Below are 15,858 nucleotides of genomic sequence, written 5' to 3'. Positions count from 1 at the left end.
CACGTCCTCCCGCACGCTCTCGACGGACGCACCGGCATCCGTGTCCGCACGGAGTCTAGGGGGCTGTGCGATCACTCACCCGATCGGTGGGCCCGAGCGTCCCCAGACGGGGCGAGGCTCGGCCTCCCTGCAGGGCCCCGCTGCGAGATCGCGAGCGGTGGGGGGCAGGGATGGGGCAGGGAGGCCTTTCTCACACGAGCGGCGGGTTGGCGGTCCGGCCGCGGCCGCGGCGGCCCCGCCAGCGGGTCAGCGCCCGGCGGATACCGGAGTGCGCCAGCTCGTCGACGTCGTCGGGGGTCGCGGTGCTGAGGAACTCGTCGACGTCGTCGGGAGTGGTGGTGCTGAGGAACTCGTCCATGTCGCGCGCGGACCCGGGGCGGCGCAGCGGCTCCTCGACGCGCTCCATGACGAGCAGGAAGGCGATGAGCAGGGGCGGGAACAGGACGACGCTGAAGGCGACCACCACTACCTCCTCGATCGGATCGGGGGCGCTCTTCGCTGCGTCGGCAACCGGCGCGCGGGCCGGCGTCGCCCGGTGCCGATGATGACACGGCGGTACCCGTCGGCCGCGCCGCCTACTCTCGAACGCGTGTCCGCGCCCGCGTCGTCGTCCGAGCCGTCCTCCGCGTCGTCGCAGGCGGCCCCGGGGGTGTCCGCGGATCCGGTCCAGCGCGGGGCGCCGGGATACGCCCGCCCGGTGCGGCAGCGCCCGGCGCGTCGGTCCCTGCCGGCCGGTGCCTCGCCGTTCGACCCGGACGAGACGCCGCTCGCGCGCACCCGCCGCGCCCGCCGGATGGCCCGCGAGCTGGCCGCCATCCACCCCGACGCGCACTGCGAGCTGGATTTCCGCGACCCCTTCGAGCTGCTCGTCGCCACCGTGCTGTCCGCGCAGACCACCGACAAGACGGTCAACCGGGTGACGCCGGCGCTCTTCGCCCGCTACCCCGACGCGGTGGCCCTGGCCGGCGCCGACCGAACCGAGCTCGAGCAGCTGCTCGTGCCCACCGGCTTCTACCGCGCCAAGGCGGGCTCCCTGCTCGGCCTGGCCACCGCGCTGGTCGAGCGCTTCGACGGGGAGGTGCCGGGCCGCATGGCCGACCTGGTCACGCTGCCCGGGGTGGGGCGCAAGACCGCCAACGTCGTCCTCGGCAACGCCTTCGGCGTGCCGGGGCTGACCGTCGACACGCACTTCGGCCGGCTGGTCCGCCGCTTCGGGTGGACGGCGGAGGAGGACCCGGTCAAGGTCGAGGCCGAGGTCGCCGCCCTGGTGCTGAAGAAGGAATGGACCGACTTCAGCCACCGCGTGATCTTCCACGGCCGCCGCGTCTGCCACGCCAAGAAGGCCGCCTGCGGCGCCTGCGGGCTGGCCCGGTGGTGTCCCTCCTACGGCATCGGCCCCACCGATCCGCCGGCCGCGTTGAAGCTGGTGAAGTCCCCGGCCGCGTCGGACACCGAATGAGCGGCACCATCACCGCCGCCACCGCAGCCTTGCTCGTCCTGCTGGCCGGCTGCTCGACCGAGGAGGCGGTCGACGGCGCGGAGCGGCCGCCGGCCGATCCGGATCCGCTCGCCGCGGTGCTGCCGCCCTGCCCGGAGCAGCCGGATCGACCGGCCACCGGGGCCCGGACGCTGCCCGCCCTCGCCCTCGACTGCCCGGCCGGCGGATCGCTCGACCTCGGCCGGGCACCGGGCGTGCCCACCGTCGTGAACCTCTGGGGCAGCTGGTGCGGGCCGTGCCGCGAGGAGCTGCCGGTGCTCCAGGAGCTGGCCGACGCCGCCGGTGAGGCGGTGCGGGTGGTGGGCGTGATCAGCAAGGACGGCGCCCCCCAGGCCGCGTCGTTCGCCACCGACGCGGGCGTCGCCTTCCCGAGCGCCTTCGACGGGGAGGGGCGGCTGATGACCGAGCTCGGCATCAACCTGCTGCCCTTCACGTACTTCCTGGACGCCGACGGCGCCCTCGTGCACACCGAGGTCGGCCCCGTCGAATCCCTCGACGAGCTCCGCGGCCTCGTCGGCACCCACCTCGGGGTGCGGGTGTGAGGAAGGGGGTGCACCAGTGAGCGCGTCCCGGCCCGGTGCACGACCGGGGGAGCCGTCCCGGCCGCCGACCGTCGCGCCGCCGACCGCGCCGCCGACCGCGCCGCCGGAGGAGCTGCCGGCGTTCCTGCGCCGCCTGCTCGACGCCGCCGACGACCTGCCGCTGCGCCACCGCATGCCGACCCCGACCGCCACCGCCCGGCGGTCGGCGGTGCTCATCCTGTTCGGTGAGGGACCGGCGGGCCACGACGTCCTCCTCATCGAGAAGACCGCCCACCTGCGCAGCCACGCGGGGCAGCCGGCCTTCCCCGGCGGAGGCGCCGACCCGGCCGACGACTACCCGATCGGCACCGCGTTGCGCGAGGCGGAGGAGGAGGCCGGTGTCGACCCGGCCGGGGTTCGCGTGCTGGCGACCCTGCAAGAACTGTTCATCCCGCCGTCGGACCGGCTCGTCGTCCCCGTCGTCGCCTGGTGGGACGACCCGGCCGACGTCCTGGTCGCCGATCCCCACGAGGTCGCGCGGGTCGCCCGGGTGCCGCTGGCCGACCTGGTCGATCCGGCCAACCGGTTCCGCGTCCGGCACCCCTCCGGCTACGTCGGCCCGGCCTTCGGCGTTGCCGACATGGTGGTCTGGGGCTTCACCGCCGGCCTCCTCGACGCCCTGCTCACCGCCGCCGGGCTCGCCCGACCGTGGGACGTCCGCGACGTCCGTCCCCTGCCTCCGGTGGGGACGCGGCCGGCCACCCTGCCCGGGGCCGACGACGGGGACGAGGAGGACGAAGCCGCTCCGCTCGGTGCCGAGCCGGAGGGTGACGACGGTCCGGCGGCCGGCGACGGCACGCCGACGGTGGCCGACCCCGCTCCGGACGGCCCTCCGACGCGTACGGTTCCCGGTCGATGACGGCAGGGCGGCTGGCGGTCCGGCGCGGGGTTCCCGCGGCGGCGCTGGCGTGCGCCCTCCTCACCGCGTGCGGCGGGGGCGAGGCGGCTCCGGAGACCGCCCCGTCCGCCCCGGCCGGGGTGGGCACGGTGACCACCGCCTCGGACGGCGTCCAGGAGGTCACGCTGCAGACCCAGGACGACTACGTCTTCACGCCCGCCGAATTCACCGTGGAGCCGGGGCGGGTGCGGCTGACCGTGGACAACGTCGCCGAGGAGCTGACCCACAACTTCCGGTTCACACCGGATACCGGCCCGGCGTCGATCGCCGAGGAGATCGACCTGCTCGCCCCCGGGCAGCGGGAGACGATCGAGTTCGACGTGACGGCGACGGGCGACTACCCGTTCGAGTGCAGCTTCCACATCCGCCTGGGTCAGGTCGGCACGATGACGGTGACCGGCGGATGACGGCGCGCGCGGGCGCCCCGGCGGCGACGGGACGGCGGTCCGGACGGGTGCGCGTGCCCTGATGTCCGTGGTCGACCTGATCCTCATCGGCGTGGCGCTGCTCTTCGCGCTGTCCGGCTTCCGGCAGGGGCTCCTGGTGTCGGCCACCTCGTTCTTCGGCTTCCTGGGTGGCGCCGTCGTGGGCGCGCAGTTCTCCCAGCCGGTCGCCGAGCGGGTCGACGGTTCGAGCGTCACCCGGGTGTTCGCCGCGCTCGTCGTCGTCCTCGCCGGCGCGCTGCTCGGCCAGGTGGTGGCCGGGGCTGTCGGACGCGCGCTGCGCCAACGGGTGACCTGGGAGCCGGCCAAGGTGGTCGACTCCGTCGCCGGCGCGGTGGTGTCCGCGATCGCGGTCCTGCTGGTGGCCTGGATGGTGGCCTCCCCGCTGGCCAGCTCCCCCTTCCCGACGGTGGCCAGCCAGGTGCGGCAGTCCGCGCTGGTCCAGGCGGTCGAGCAGGCCGTGCCCGACCAGGTGCGGACGGTCTACGACTCGCTGCGCGAGGCCATCGACCGCAACGGGCTGCCCGACGTGCTCGACCCGCTGACCCCCACGCGGGTGCCGGACGTCCCGGTGCCCGACGAGGCGCTCGCCGCCAGCCCGGTCGTGGGCTCGGTGCGCGGGTCGGTGGTCAAGATCAGCGGCATCGCGCCGAGCTGCTCGCGGCAGATCGACGGCTCCGGATTCGTCTACGCCGTCGACCGGGTGATGACCAACGCGCACGTGCTCGCCGGTGTGACCGAACCGGTCGTGCTGGCCGAGGGCGAGGAGTACCCGGCGACGCCGGTGTACGTCGACGAGGCCACCGACGTCGCGGTGCTCGCCGTCCCGGGCCTGCCGACGGTGCCGCTGCGGTTCACCCCCGAGCCGGCCGACAGCGGTGACGACGCGATCATCATGGGTTACCCGGGTGGCGGTGACCTCTACGTCGGCCCGGCGCGCGTGCGCCAGCGCGGCGAGATCAGCGGGCCGGACTTCCGCAACAGCGGCACCGTCGTCCGCGACGTGTACGCGCTCTTCGGCACGGTGCGCTCGGGCAACTCCGGTGGGCCGCTGTTCGCACCCGACGGCAGCGTGCTCGGCGTGGTGTTCGCCTCGGCGGTCGACGATCCCGACACCGGCTACGCCCTCACCGCCGCGCAGGTCGCCGAGGCCGCCTCCACCGGGCTCGCCGCCACCGCACCCGCGGCCACCGGCCCCTGCGAGTAAGAGGACCCCCCTACCCCCCACCACTCGCAGGCTCGCGGCGGGACCCTGCAGGGGGGCCGCGTCCTCCCCACCCCTCGCAGGCTCGGGGCGGGACCCGGGACGGGGCCGCCCTGCCCCCTACCACTCGCAGGCTCGGGGCGGGACCCGGGACGGGGCCGCCCTGCCCCCTACCACTCGCAGGCTCGGGGCGGGACCCGGGACGGGGCCACCCCGCCCCCCACCACTCGCAGGCTCGCGGCGGGACCCTGCTGGGGAGCCGCGTCCTCCCCACCCCCCTCAGCGGAGCTGGGTGGCCCAGGCGACCAGCGCCCGGCTGACCTCGTCGGGCGCCTCCTCCTGCGGGAAGTGGCCGACGCCGGGCAGCTCGCGCCAGTCGTAGGCGCCGGCGACGTAGCGGCCCGACCCCCGCGCGCTCTCCACCAGCACGCACGGGTCGAGCTCGCCGTGCAGCTGGAGGGTCGGTGCGGTCACCGGGGCGGCCATCCGGCGCGCGTAGCGCAGCCCATCGGGGCGCAGCTGCGAGCGGCCGGCCCAGCGGTGGTACTCCATGGCGCCGTACGCCGCCTGCGGAATGCGTGCGGCGGAGCGGTAGCGCTCGACCGCCTCCGCGAAGGCGGGCGTGTGCACCCACGCCGGTCCCGCCCACCGTTGCAGCAGGTCGGCGACCGGGTCGTCGTCGGTGCGGGTCAGCCGCCGCTCGGGCAGCCGGGGGAGCTGGAAACGCAGCGCGTACCGGGAGGCCCGCCGCTGCCGCGGGTCGGCCATCGCGGCCCGCAGCCGGCGGGGATGGGCCATCGACAGGACGACCAGCCGACGCACGGTGCGCGGGTGCAGCGCGGCCGTCGTCCAGGCCAGCAGGCCCCCCCAGTCGTGCCCGACGACGACGGCGTCGCGCTCGCCGAGCGCGCGGACCAGTGCTGCCACGTCGGCGGCGAGGCTGGGCAGGTCGTAGCCGCGCGGGGGTTTGTCGCTCGCGCCGTAGCCGCGCAGGTCCGGCGCGACGGCGTGGAATCCGGCGTCGGCCAGGGCCGGTAGCTGGGCACGCCAGGTCCACCAGAACTGGGGGAAGCCGTGCAACAGCAGCACGAGAGGACCCTCACCGGCCTCCGCGGCGTGCAGCCGGATGCCGTTGGCGGAGATGTCGCGGTGCTGCCACGGCCCGGGCAGCAGGACGCTGGTCGCATCGGGACGACCGCTGCCCGGACCGCCCGTGCCGCCGCTCAGCGCGACCCCGCGAGGCGGCCGGCTGCCATGCGGCGGGCGCCCCGGGTCAGACCAGGTAGGAGTCGGGGGAGCGCCGCTCGACCCGGCCCTGCTCGACGGTGGGCAGATCACGGCGCCGCTGGCCGGGCGCCTCGCGGTGCAGCACCTCGGGCAGGTCGCGCAAGCTCTCGAGCGTGCGCTCGGGCTTCTCGATCTTCTTGAGCGCCCGCAGCCCGACCAGCCCGGCCACCGCGGCGACCAGCGCGAGCAGCAGCCACACCAGCAGGTAGGACAGCCAGCGGTACAGCCCCAGGGCGGTCAGCCCCTCGGCCAGGGCCACCAGCAGGAAGATCAGGCTGAACAGCAGCACGACACCGGCCACGACGAAGGCCGCGATGCCGACGCCGGCGCGCTTCACCGAGCGGGTCAGCTCGGTCTTGGCCAGCTCGATCTCGCCTCGCACGAGCACCGACACGTCGGCCATCGCGCTCTGGACGAGCGTGCCGATCGAGGAGTCGTCGGTGCGTGCGGTCCGGTGCGCCGGCACGGTCTGGGCCACGGGCTCTCCCTCGGTCGGTTCGGGTGCAGGTCAGCAGAGATCGTGCCGCACCGGCGCCGACCGCGCCCCCCGGGTCCCCCGGCCGGTGGAGTGCGGGAGCGCAGGAAACCTGCGCTCCCGCACTCCGGTCAGTCCTCGGACGGCGAGGAAGGGAGCTTGTCCTTGATCAGGCTCATCACCGACGAGTCGGTCAGCGTGGTGACGTCGCCGAGCTCGCGGTTCTCCGCCACGTCGCGCAGCAACCGCCGCATGATCTTGCCCGACCGGGTCTTGGGCAGCTCCTGGACCACCATGATCTGCCGCGGCTTGGCGATCGGGCCGATGTCGCGGGCCACGTGGTTCCGCAGGGTCTGCACCAGCTCGCCGCCCGCGCCCTCGGCTCCGTACTTCTCGGCCGCGTCGCCACGCAGGATGACGAACGCGACGATGCCCTGGCCGGTGGTGGGGTCGCTGGCCCCGACGACGGCCGCCTCCGCCACGGTGGGGTGCGCCACCAGCGACGACTCGACCTCGGTGGTGGAGATCCGGTGGCCGGAGACGTTCATGACGTCGTCCACCCGGCCGAGCAGCCAGATGTTGCCGTCGGCGTCCTTCTTCGCCCCGTCACCGGCGAAGTAGGTGCTCGGGCCGAACCGCGACCAGTAGGTGTCGACGTAGCGGTCGTCGTCGCCCCAGATGGTGCGCAGCATCGACGGCCACGGCTCGGTGAGCACCAGCAGCCCGGTCGAGTCGTCGGCCAGCTCGTTGCCCTCGTCGTCGACCACCTTGGCCGAGATGCCCGGGAACGGCGTCTGCGCCGAGCCGGGCACCAGCGTGCTGACCCCCGGCAGCGGGGTGATCATGTGCGCGCCGGTCTCGGTCTGCCACCAGGTGTCGACGATCGGGCAGCGGCCGTGGCCGATGTGCTCGTGGTACCAGAGCCAGGCCTCGGGGTTGATCGGCTCGCCCACCGAACCCAGCACCCGCAGGGAGGACAGATCGGCCTTCGCCGGGACGTCCTCGCCCCACTTCATGAAGGTCCGGATCACCGTCGGGGCGGTGTAGAGGATGGTGACCCCGTACCGGTCGACGATGTCCCACCAGCGGCCGCGGTGCGGCGTCTCCGGCGTGCCCTCGTACATCACCGACGTCGCCCGGTTGGCCAGCGGCCCGTAGACGATGTAGCTGTGGCCGGTGACCCAGCCGACGTCGGCCGCCGTCCAGAAGACGTCCGTGTCGGGCTTGAGGTCGAAGACCGCCCAGTGGGTGTAGGCCACCTGGGTCAAGTAGCCGCCGCTGGTGTGCAGGATGCCCTTGGGCTTGGCCGTCGTCCCCGACGTGTACATGATGTAGAGCGGGTGCTCGGCGTCGAAGGCCTCGGCGGTGTGCTCGGTCGACTGCCGGCCGACGACGTCGTCCCACCACAGGTCGCGGCCCTCGGTCCACTCGACGTCCTGCTCGGTCCGCTTGACCACGACCACGTTGCGCACGTTCCCGCTGCGGCTCACGGCGTCGTCCACGGCCGGTTTGAGCGCCGACGGCGCACCCCGCCGGTAGCCGCCGTCGGCGGTGATGACCAGGACGGCGCCGGCGTCGTCGAGCCGGCTGGCCAGCGCGTCGGCGGAGAAGCCGCCGAACACCACCATGTGGACGGCGCCGATGCGGGCGCAGGCCAGCATCGCGATGACCGTCTCGGGGAGCATCGGCAGGTAGATGGCGACCCGGTCGCCGACCTGCACGCCGAGCTCGAGCAGGGCGTTGGCCGCCCGGCAGACCTCGTCCTTGAGCTGGGCGTAGGTGATCGTCCGCTGGTCGCCCGGCTCGCCCTCCCAGTGGTAGGCGACCTGGTCGCCGTGGCCGGCCTCGACGTGCCGGTCGACGCAGTTGTAGGCCACGTTGAGCCTGCCGCCGACGAACCACTTGGCGAACGGGGGCTTGCTCCAGTCGAGCGCCTGGTCCCACTCCCGCTCCCAGGACAGCCGGCGCGCGGCCTGCTCCCAGAAGGCGAGCCGGTCGCGGTCGGCCTCGGCGTAGACGTCGGGGCCCACGTTGGCGCCGGCGGCCAGCTGTTCCGGGGGCGGGAACGTCCGGTCCTGCGCCTGGGTCGACTCGCTCATGCCGCTACCTCCGAGGGTCGGGCGTCGCGTCACTGCGACGCGGGTGGGGCCGTCGTGTGTCCTCCACCACACCGTATTGCCGACCGCCGTCCGGCGTATGCCCGGAGCGCAGCCGCCCGGTGCGGAGTGGATCCGTGGGCGTGACGCGCACGGGCGTGACGCGCACGGATCCACGCCGGTCGCGTCAGCCGCAGCCGGGGTCGTAGGGGCGCAGCGGCACGGTGGACCGACAGCCGTAGCCGGGATCGGCGACCACGACCGGGTCGAGCACGTCGTCGCCCGCGGGTCGGACGCCGTCCTCGACCCAGCGCACCAGGTCGTCGAACGCCGTCGTCCACTCCTGCGGCGAGAAGTCGCAGTGCGCGACGGTGCGGACGGCCCGCTGCACCAGCAGGTCGGGGTCCCCGCGGGCGGCGACGTCGCGGGCGTACTCCTGCTCCATGCTGAACGGCACGAACAGGTCGCCCAGGCCGTGGAGGGTCAGCACCGGCACGGAGGGCCGGCCGTCGATGGTGGGCACGCCGGTGAGCCCGCCGCCGCCCGGCGCGGCCTCCACGCGCAGGATCTCCTCGTTGAGCGCCCGTTCCTCGGTGGTCAGCGCCGGGTCGGCGTCGAGCTGGTAGACCGTGCCGGCGTTGCCGCCGACCGGTCCGGGCTCCTCCCCGAGTCCGGGATCGGTCGGGTAGAGGGTGAACAGGAACTGCGCCCACTCGGCGAAGCCGCGGTCGGTGAGCGGCCGGTCGCCGCCGGTGCGCTGCACGGTCAGCGCGCGCAGGTCCTCGCCCGCCTCGGTGGGCACGAGCGGGTACGGCGTGCCGAGCGCCGGGGCGATCTGCTGCGGCACGACCGTCGTGACGTAGTCGCCCGGCGCCGGGTAGACGGGCAGCGTCGCGGTGTCGGGGACGAGCGCCTGGGCGGCCGCGTTGTAGTCGAGGAAGGTGTCGAACAGCCGCCGGTCGCCCATCACGCCGCACACCGGCAGGGCTCCGTCGTACTCGTCGGGGAAGGTTTCGAGGGTGACACCGGTGACGTGCCCGCCCATCGAGACGCCGCTCAGGTACCGCCGCCGGGGCTCGCGGACGGTCGCGTCGAAGTGCTCGACGAGCCGGTGGGTGCTCCGGACGCCGGAGCCGACGTCGTAGCCGTTCTCGTCGTAGCTGGACGCGGCCCAGGCGTAGCCACGGGCGACGAGGTGCTCCCGCAGCGGGGGGTCGTCGACGGTCAGCTCCGGACCGGTACCGCGGTAGCCGTGCGCGTGGACGACCAGGTCGCCGTTCCACGACTCGGGCACCTCGATGCGGAAGCCGGCGCCGCCCAGCACACCCCACCGGCGGGTGGTCTCGACGCCGTTGGCCGGCGGGCCGAACGGCAGCTTCGCCTCGTCGACGAAGTACTCGGTCGCCGGCGGCGGTGACCGGTCCTGCGCCGCGGTCGGGTCGGTGGGCTCGGTGAACTCGGTGGCCGCGGCGGTCGCGGTGGGCTCGGGGGTCGCGGTGGGCTCGGTGGTCGCGGCGGAGGGGGAGCAGGCCGCGACGAGCCCGGTCACGAGGGCGATGAGGAACGACCGGGTCGGGGCTCGCCCCATGCGCGAGGACCTCCGGGGGTGAGGCGTGCGGGTGACGCGCACCCTAGCCCGACGTGCGCGCGGCCGCGCCGCCTCACGTGGAGGAGATCCGTGCGGGTCACGCGCACGGATCTCCTCCGGTCAGGGAAGGAAGAGCATCGAGTCGCCGAACTCGTGCCAGAGGTACCGCTCGGCGACCGCCGCCTCGTAGGCGCGGGCCACGAGCACCGGGCCGGCCACCGCCTCGAGCAGCTGCAGGTGGCTCGCCTCGGGTGCGTGCAGGCCGGTGACCAGGCCGGTCACCGCGCGCGCCGGCCGGTCGGGCCCGAGCACGAGGTCGGTCCAGCCGGTGGCCGGGCGGGTGACGCCGTCCTCACCGGTGGCCGACTCCAGCGCCCGGGTGACGGTGGTGCCGACGGCGACCACCCGCCGCCGGGCCGCCCGGGTGCCGGTGACCAGCCGGGCGGTGACCTCCGGGACGGCGAACCGCTCGGGGTACGGCGGCTCGGCCGGCTCGGGGCTGGAGACGCCGGTGTGCAGGACCAGCGGGGCCACGACGACGCCCCGGGCGATCAGCCGCACCAGCACGGTCTTGCTGAACGGGCGCCCGGCGCTGGCCATCTCCGCGCTGCCCGGCTCCGCGGCGTACACGTTCTGCCGGGCGGCGAGCGGGAAGTCGCCGTCCAGGTAGCCGTAGCCGACCGGACGGCCGTGCGCCGGCAGGTAGGCGGTGGTCGGCACGGCCGGATCGGGCCGGGCCCGCCACAGCCGGCCGGGCCGCTGCGGGTCGGGGTGGCCGTCGAGCAGCACGAGGTGGACCCCGCCCGGTAGGGCCAGCCCGGTGCCCGGTTCGACGCCGAGGTCGGGCCCGCGGTTGTCCGGACGGCGCAGCTCGACCACCCAGCTGCCGTCGTCGAGCTGGGTCGAGACGTGCAGCGGGACGACGACGCCGTCGGCCCGCCGGACGTCGACCCGCGCCGGCAGCGTGGCGGAGGTGTTGACCACGACGAGGTCACCGGGCCGGAGGAGGCCGGGCAGGTCGCGGAAGCGCGCGTGGGTGACGCCGTCCGGCCGCACGGTCATCAGCCGCACCTCGTCGCGGGCCAGCCCCCGCCACTCCGGCGGCGACGGCGCCTCGGCGCCCGGCGGCAGGGTGAACGTCGCGGTCATCGCGCGGCCGCCGGCGAGAAGTCCTCGGCGCGCCAGCGGGCGCTCGGCAGCCGCTCGTCGACCAGCCGCAGCAGCGCGGGCACGACCGACTCCGGCGCGGGCAGCCCGGTCGCCGCGGGGTCGGCGGCGCGGTGCATGTCGGTGTCCATGTCGCCGGGGTCGACGGCGTGCACGTGCAGGTGCGGGTGCTCGACCGCCAGCACGGCGGACAACTGGTCGAGCGCCGCCTTGCTCGCCCCGTAACCACCCCAGCCCTCGTAGGCCTCGACGGCGGCGTCCGAGCTGATGTTGACCACCGAGCCGGCGGCCGCCTCGAGCGCCGGCAGCACGAGCTGGGTCAGGGCGAGCGGCGCCACCGTGTTGACCGCGAGCACCCGTTCCAGCGCGGCCGGCGGGAGGTCGGCCAGCGCGGGCAGCGGAGTGGGGCCGAGGTCGCTGGCGTTGTTGACCAGCAGCTCGAGCCGGGCGCCGACGGCCGCGGCCAGCGCGCTGCGGTGGGCCGGGTCGGCGACGTCCCCCGGCAGCGCGGTGACGAGCTCCGGATGGGGGAGGGCGGCCACGGCGGCGGCGAGCCGGTCGGCGTCCCGGCCGTCGACGACCAGCCGCCAGCCGCGGGCGGCGAGGGTGGCGGCCAGGGCGCGGCCCAGGCCGCGGGAGGCTCCGGTGACCAGTGCGGTGGGGATGTCCATGGGGGTACCGTTCAACCTCAAGTTGACTTCAGGTCAAGGGGGTGCGCGGTGGACACGCTCACCATCGGCGAGGTGGCCGCCAGGTCCGGCGTCGCGGCGTCCGCGCTGCGCTACTACGAGCAGCAGGGCCTGCTCGCCCCCGCGCGGACGCCCGGCGGGGCGCGCCGTTACCCGCGCGGCGTCCTGCGGCGGCTGGCGTTCGTCCGGGCGGCGCAGAACGTCGGGCTGTCGCTGGCCGAGATCCGGGCGGCGCTGGCGACCCTGCCCGACGGCCGCCCGCCGACGGCGCGCGACTGGGCCCGCCTGTCGCGCGACTGGCGGGACCGGCTCGACGAGCAGATCGCCGCGCTGGTGCAGCTGCGCGACGGGCTCACCTCGTGCATCGGCTGCGGCTGCCTCTCGCTGGGCCGGTGCCGGCTCTCCAACCCCGGCGACGTGGCCGGCCGGGAGGGCCCCGGGGCGCGCTGGCTGCCGCCCGCCCTGCGCCGGGTGCCGCCCACCAGCAACGCGAGCTGACCACCGCGGCCGACGCCGGTTGACGACGCGATCGCGGGTGAGAAGGCGCGGCGGCGGGGAAGGAGGGGTCCGGAGCGAGGTGCCGCCCGACGGGAGGAGCAGCGCATGACCCCCATGCCCGCCGCGTTCTTCGGCCACGGCAACCCGATGAACGCGCTCGAGCGCAACCGCTACACCGAGGCCTGGCGGGCGTTCGGCCGCTCGGTGCCCCGCCCGCGGGCCGTCCTCGTCGTCTCCGCGCACTGGTACGTGCACGCGACGGCGGTGACCGCGATGCCGCGGCCGCGCACGATCCACGACTTCTACGGCTTCCCGCGCGCGCTGTTCGAGGTCGACTACGCGCCTCCGGGGCTGCCCGAGCTGCACGAGGAGATCGCCGACCTCGTGCACCCGGCCTGGGTGGGCGCCGACGTCGACAGCTGGGGCATCGACCACGGCACCTGGTCGGTGCTGGTGCACGCCTTCCCGGACGCCGACGTCCCCGTCGTCCAGCTGTCGATCAACGCGCTCAAGCCGTTCGACTACCACCTGCAGCTCGGCGCGGCGCTGGCGCCGCTGCGCGAGAACGGCGTCCTGGTGATCGGGAGCGGGAACGTCGTGCACAACCTCGGCGGGGTGAGCCGCGCGTTGCCCGACGCCGGGTTCGACTGGGCGCAGCGCTTCGACGGGCAGGCCCGCGAGCTGATGCTCACCGAGCCCACCGAGGTGGGCCGGCTCGACGGGCACCGCGACTTCGACCTCGCCGTCCCGACGCCCGAGCACTTCCTGCCGCTGCTCTACGTGGCCGGCGTGGCCGGGGCGACCGGCGCGCCGGTCGACGTGCTGGTCGACGGCTACGCGTACGGCTCGCTGTCGATGACCGCGTACACGGTCGGGCTGCCGGCGCCGGAGCCGGAGGGCAGCGGCGTCGCCGCGCCGCTGCCCGAGGACCCGCCGCCGGACGGCGCCAACATCTGACGGGAGGACGGCATGCGCGGCGGGACGGACGGCGGCCCGGACGGCGATGGCCCGCACGTTGGCGGCCCGGACGGTGGTGGCCCGGACGACGAGGCGGCCTGGCTGGCCGCGCTGCGGCCGTCCCGGATCCGGCAGGTGCAGGCCGGTGCCCCCGCGTGGACCCGGGTCGAACTCGTCGACGTGGACACCGGGCACGGGCCGGTCCTCCGGGACGCCCTGGAGGCCTTCGGCATCCGGGTGGACCGCACGGCCATCGGCCAGGCACGGCACCTGGTCGCCGCGCTGACCGGCGGGGAGCGCGCCCCGTACGTGGTCCTGGCCTGCCACGGGGACGAGGGCGCGATCGTGCTGCCCGAGCTGGCCGAGGAGGTCGAGCGCTGGCAGCCGTTCCACGGCCGGCTCGGGCCGGCCGACCTGCGGTCGTTCGCCCGCTTCGACGGGGCGACGGTGATCGCCACCGGCTGCGACACCGGCCACCCGGACCTGGCGCGGGCGGTGCTCGACTGCGGGGCGGCGGCCTACGTGGCCCCCGCGGGCGGCCCGTTCGGCTACGCCAGCCTCTTCGCCCCGGTCTTCCTGTTCTACGAACTGGTGGAGGGCCGCACGCTCGAGCAGGCGGTCGGCCGGCTGCAGGCCCACGACCGCGAGCTTGCCATGTGGCGGCTGGTCACCTGACCCACTGCAGCGCGGCGTCGCGGGCCGCCTGCACCTGCGAGCCCGACGTCCGCCGGGCCATCCGGCGCAGCACCCGGGGGGCGAGGGCGAGGCCGACCACCGCCCAGGCGGCCAGCACGAGCACGGTCCAGCCGGTGCGGAAGGAGCCGCCGAGCTCGACCACCGCGGCCTCCGGCGGCAGGAACGCCGAGCGCATGCCCAGGCCGATCCAGTACGTCGGGAAGACCTGCGCGACCGCCTGCACCCAGCCCCACAGGGCCTGGATCGGGAAGAAGATGCCCGAGATGGCGGTGATCGCCATCACCGGCAGCATGCCCCAGGTGCCCACCTTCTGCGTGCTCGGCACGACAGCACCGAGGACCATGCCCAGCGGCAGCGTGGCCAGCAGGCCGAGCACCAGCACCCAGCCGACGGTCAGCCAGCCGGCCGCCCCGTTGCTCATCAGCCCGTCGAACAGGACCAGGCTCGGGAGCAGGAGCACCGCCAGGAGCGGCACGAGGCCCAGCGAGTGGAACACGACCTGGCCGGTGACGTAGCCCTGCATCCCGTGCGGCACCGACTTGTGCCGGAGCAGGGTGCCGTCCTCGCGCTCCATCGCCAGCGCGTACGCCGGGCCGATCACCACCCCGAAGGCGAGCAGGGCGCCGAGCAGGCTGGGCATCGCCACCGTGGGCATCGACAGGTCGGTGCCCTCCACCTCGCCGTTCCGGGTGAACCACAGGTAGGCCAGCGAGGCGACGCCCATGAAGACGTAGAAACCCTGGTCCTGGGTGCTGCGCAGGCTCTGCACGAACTCCGTCCAGCCGCGGAGCGCCCCGAGCCGGAGGGCGTTCCGGGTGGCGTGCGCCGGGGCGCGCCCCGGGACCGCCGTCATCGCAGCACCTCCTCGAGGTCGGCCGCCGTCCGGTCGCCGGCCTCGAAGCGCGCGACCATCGCCAGGTAGGTGTCCTCGAGGCTGGCCCGGCGGACCTCCAGGTCGCCGAGCGCGTCCCCGTGCCGCTCGAACAGCCGGCGGACGAAAGCCGTCGCGTCGTCGGTCGACGCGGACTGCCGCCGCCCCTCGACCGACCAGCGCACCTCGCTGGTGCCCGCCACCTGCCGGGTGAGCTCGGCGGCGGTGCCGTCGGCGACGATGCGGCCCGCGGCCAGGACGAGGATGCGGTCGGCCAGCCGCTCGGCCTCGGCGAGGTCGTGCGTCGTGAGCAGGATCGTCGTGCCCTCGAGATCGGCCAGCCGCAGCACCAGCTCGTGGAAGTCCCGCCGCGCCAGCGGGTCGAAGCCCGCGGTGGGCTCGTCGAGGAAGAGCAGCTCGGGCCGGCCGACGATGCCCACGGCCACGTCGAGCCGCCGTCGCTGGCCACCGGACAGCGTGGCGATCTTGCGGTCGGCGTGCCGGGTGAGCCCCACCGTGGCCAGCAGCCGTTCGACGTCGTGCGGCCGGCTGCGCTCCGGCGTGGCGTACGGCGCGAAGTAACCGCCCAGCTGGGTGAGCAGCCGCCGCGGCGTCCACCGGGGGTGGTCCCGCCACGACTGCAGGACGACGCCGACGCGCGCCCGCCACGCCTCGTCCGCGTGCGCCGGGTCGACCCCGAGCACCCGCACCGATCCGGCCGACCGGAGCCGGAAGCCCTCGAGGATCTCGATCGTCGTCGTCTTGCCCGCACCGTTGGGGCCGAGCAGGCAGACGACCTCGCCCGCCCGGACGTCGAAGTCGACGCCGGTCAGCACCTCGGTGGTCCCGTAGGTCATCCGCAGGTCGCGGACCGCGACCACGGCGTCCGCTGCGTCGTCCACGCTGCCCC

General features: G+C 75.2%; 17 protein-coding genes. 8 read left to right on the top strand and 9 right to left on the bottom strand.

Features of this window, described 5'->3' with window-relative positions; all coding sequences use genetic code 11:
- Positions 1-190 precede the first annotated feature (190 nt).
- Positions 191-463, bottom strand: a complete 273-nt coding sequence (locus OF117_RS16915; protein ID WP_263554017.1) for a hypothetical protein — start codon at positions 461-463, stop codon at positions 191-193.
- Positions 464-589: 126 nt separating this feature from the next.
- On the opposite strand from OF117_RS16915, the gene nth reads away from it, so the two are divergent.
- The 5 genes from nth (at position 590) to OF117_RS16890 (ending at position 4,627) form a co-directional block, all read left to right on the top strand.
- Positions 590-1,459 carry an endonuclease III gene (gene nth, locus OF117_RS16910; RefSeq protein ID WP_263554016.1) on the top strand — a complete coding sequence of 290 codons (870 nt, stop codon included), beginning with the start codon at positions 590-592 and terminating at the stop codon, positions 1,457-1,459.
- Positions 1,456-2,040: a TlpA family protein disulfide reductase gene (locus tag OF117_RS16905; protein ID WP_263554015.1), complete on the top strand. Its 585-nt coding sequence runs from the start codon at positions 1,456-1,458 to the stop codon at positions 2,038-2,040. The genes nth and OF117_RS16905 overlap by 4 nt, the downstream gene beginning before the upstream one ends.
- A 16-nt stretch (positions 2,041-2,056) precedes the next feature.
- On the top strand, positions 2,057-2,938 hold the full coding sequence (locus OF117_RS16900) for an NUDIX hydrolase (RefSeq protein ID WP_263554014.1): 882 nt from the start codon (positions 2,057-2,059) through the stop codon (positions 2,936-2,938).
- The gene (locus OF117_RS16895; RefSeq protein ID WP_263554013.1) at positions 2,935-3,384 is read left to right on the top strand and encodes a plastocyanin/azurin family copper-binding protein; all 450 of its coding nucleotides are present in this window, start codon (positions 2,935-2,937) and stop codon (positions 3,382-3,384) included. The genes OF117_RS16900 and OF117_RS16895 overlap by 4 nt, the downstream gene beginning before the upstream one ends.
- A 61-nt stretch (positions 3,385-3,445) precedes the next feature.
- Entirely contained in the window at positions 3,446-4,627 is a 1,182-nt protein-coding gene (locus OF117_RS16890; RefSeq protein WP_263554012.1) for a MarP family serine protease, read from the top strand.
- A 276-nt stretch (positions 4,628-4,903) separates the two neighbouring features.
- Here the strand turns inward: OF117_RS16890 and OF117_RS16885 are convergent, their stop codons facing one another.
- From OF117_RS16885 to OF117_RS16860, 6 genes are all read right to left on the bottom strand, one after another.
- On the bottom strand, positions 4,904-5,713 hold the full coding sequence (locus OF117_RS16885; RefSeq protein ID WP_263554011.1) for an alpha/beta fold hydrolase: 810 nt from the start codon (positions 5,711-5,713) through the stop codon (positions 4,904-4,906).
- A 184-nt stretch (positions 5,714-5,897) separates the two neighbouring features.
- On the bottom strand, positions 5,898-6,389 hold the full coding sequence (locus OF117_RS16880) for a phage holin family protein (protein WP_263554010.1): 492 nt from the start codon (positions 6,387-6,389) through the stop codon (positions 5,898-5,900).
- A gap of 128 nt (positions 6,390-6,517) precedes the next feature.
- Positions 6,518-8,485 carry an acetate--CoA ligase gene (gene acs, locus OF117_RS16875; RefSeq protein ID WP_263554009.1) on the bottom strand — a complete coding sequence of 656 codons (1,968 nt, stop codon included), beginning with the start codon at positions 8,483-8,485 and terminating at the stop codon, positions 6,518-6,520.
- A 184-nt stretch (positions 8,486-8,669) separates the two neighbouring features.
- Positions 8,670-10,070: an esterase gene (locus OF117_RS16870; protein WP_263554008.1), complete on the bottom strand. Its 1,401-nt coding sequence runs from the start codon at positions 10,068-10,070 to the stop codon at positions 8,670-8,672.
- Positions 10,071-10,190: 120 nt separating this feature from the next.
- Positions 10,191-11,219 carry an S-adenosylmethionine:tRNA ribosyltransferase-isomerase gene (locus OF117_RS16865; protein WP_263554007.1) on the bottom strand — a complete coding sequence of 343 codons (1,029 nt, stop codon included), beginning with the start codon at positions 11,217-11,219 and terminating at the stop codon, positions 10,191-10,193.
- Positions 11,216-11,908, bottom strand: a complete 693-nt coding sequence (locus OF117_RS16860; protein ID WP_263554006.1) for an SDR family NAD(P)-dependent oxidoreductase — start codon at positions 11,906-11,908, stop codon at positions 11,216-11,218. The genes OF117_RS16865 and OF117_RS16860 overlap by 4 nt, the downstream gene beginning before the upstream one ends.
- 48 nt (positions 11,909-11,956) lie before the next feature.
- Between OF117_RS16860 and soxR the strand changes: the two genes are divergently transcribed.
- The 3 genes from soxR (at position 11,957) to OF117_RS16845 (ending at position 14,056) form a co-directional block, all read left to right on the top strand.
- Positions 11,957-12,424, top strand: a complete 468-nt coding sequence (gene soxR, locus OF117_RS16855; RefSeq protein ID WP_263554005.1) for a redox-sensitive transcriptional activator SoxR — start codon at positions 11,957-11,959, stop codon at positions 12,422-12,424.
- A gap of 105 nt (positions 12,425-12,529) precedes the next feature.
- Complete coding sequence (gene ygiD, locus OF117_RS16850; protein WP_263554004.1) at positions 12,530-13,381, top strand: 4,5-DOPA dioxygenase extradiol; 852 nt, start codon at positions 12,530-12,532, stop codon at positions 13,379-13,381.
- 12 nt (positions 13,382-13,393) lie between these two features.
- The gene (locus OF117_RS16845; protein ID WP_263554003.1) at positions 13,394-14,056 is read left to right on the top strand and encodes a hypothetical protein; all 663 of its coding nucleotides are present in this window, start codon (positions 13,394-13,396) and stop codon (positions 14,054-14,056) included.
- Here OF117_RS16845 and OF117_RS16840 read toward each other — a convergent pair.
- Complete coding sequence (locus OF117_RS16840) at positions 14,049-14,930, bottom strand: ABC transporter permease (RefSeq protein WP_263554002.1); 882 nt, start codon at positions 14,928-14,930, stop codon at positions 14,049-14,051. The two genes, OF117_RS16845 and OF117_RS16840, sit on opposite strands and share 8 nt — an antisense overlap.
- Positions 14,927-15,850 carry an ABC transporter ATP-binding protein gene (locus tag OF117_RS16835; protein ID WP_263554001.1) on the bottom strand — a complete coding sequence of 308 codons (924 nt, stop codon included), beginning with the start codon at positions 15,848-15,850 and terminating at the stop codon, positions 14,927-14,929. The genes OF117_RS16840 and OF117_RS16835 overlap by 4 nt, the downstream gene beginning before the upstream one ends.
- Positions 15,851-15,858: the final 8 nt, after the last annotated feature.

It is taken from the genome of Geodermatophilus sp. YIM 151500 (assembly GCF_025716945.1).
Classification (GTDB): domain Bacteria; phylum Actinomycetota; class Actinomycetes; order Mycobacteriales; family Geodermatophilaceae; genus YIM-151500.
Note: the sequence above shows the minus strand (reverse complement) of the source record. Positions and strands in the feature narration are given on the sequence as shown.

Bases quoted from the DNA above. Each gene is read 5' to 3' on its own strand.
- OF117_RS16870 (WP_263554008.1), bottom strand. From the start codon at position 10,070: ATGGGGCGAGCCCCGACCCGGTCGTTCCTCATCGCCCTCGTGACCGGG.
- OF117_RS16895 (WP_263554013.1), top strand. From the start codon at position 2,935: ATGACGGCAGGGCGGCTGGCGGTCCGGCGCGGGGTTCCCGCGGCGGCG.
- OF117_RS16840 (WP_263554002.1), bottom strand. From the start codon at position 14,930: ATGACGGCGGTCCCGGGGCGCGCCCCGGCGCACGCCACCCGGAACGCC.
- ygiD (WP_263554004.1), top strand. From the start codon at position 12,530: ATGACCCCCATGCCCGCCGCGTTCTTCGGCCACGGCAACCCGATGAAC.
- OF117_RS16860 (WP_263554006.1), bottom strand. From the start codon at position 11,908: ATGGACATCCCCACCGCACTGGTCACCGGAGCCTCCCGCGGCCTGGGC.
- OF117_RS16865 (WP_263554007.1), bottom strand. From the start codon at position 11,219: ATGACCGCGACGTTCACCCTGCCGCCGGGCGCCGAGGCGCCGTCGCCG.
- OF117_RS16905 (WP_263554015.1), top strand. From the start codon at position 1,456: ATGAGCGGCACCATCACCGCCGCCACCGCAGCCTTGCTCGTCCTGCTG.
- OF117_RS16845 (WP_263554003.1), top strand. From the start codon at position 13,394: ATGCGCGGCGGGACGGACGGCGGCCCGGACGGCGATGGCCCGCACGTT.
- OF117_RS16890 (WP_263554012.1), top strand. From the start codon at position 3,446: ATGTCCGTGGTCGACCTGATCCTCATCGGCGTGGCGCTGCTCTTCGCG.
- acs (WP_263554009.1), bottom strand. From the start codon at position 8,485: ATGAGCGAGTCGACCCAGGCGCAGGACCGGACGTTCCCGCCCCCGGAA.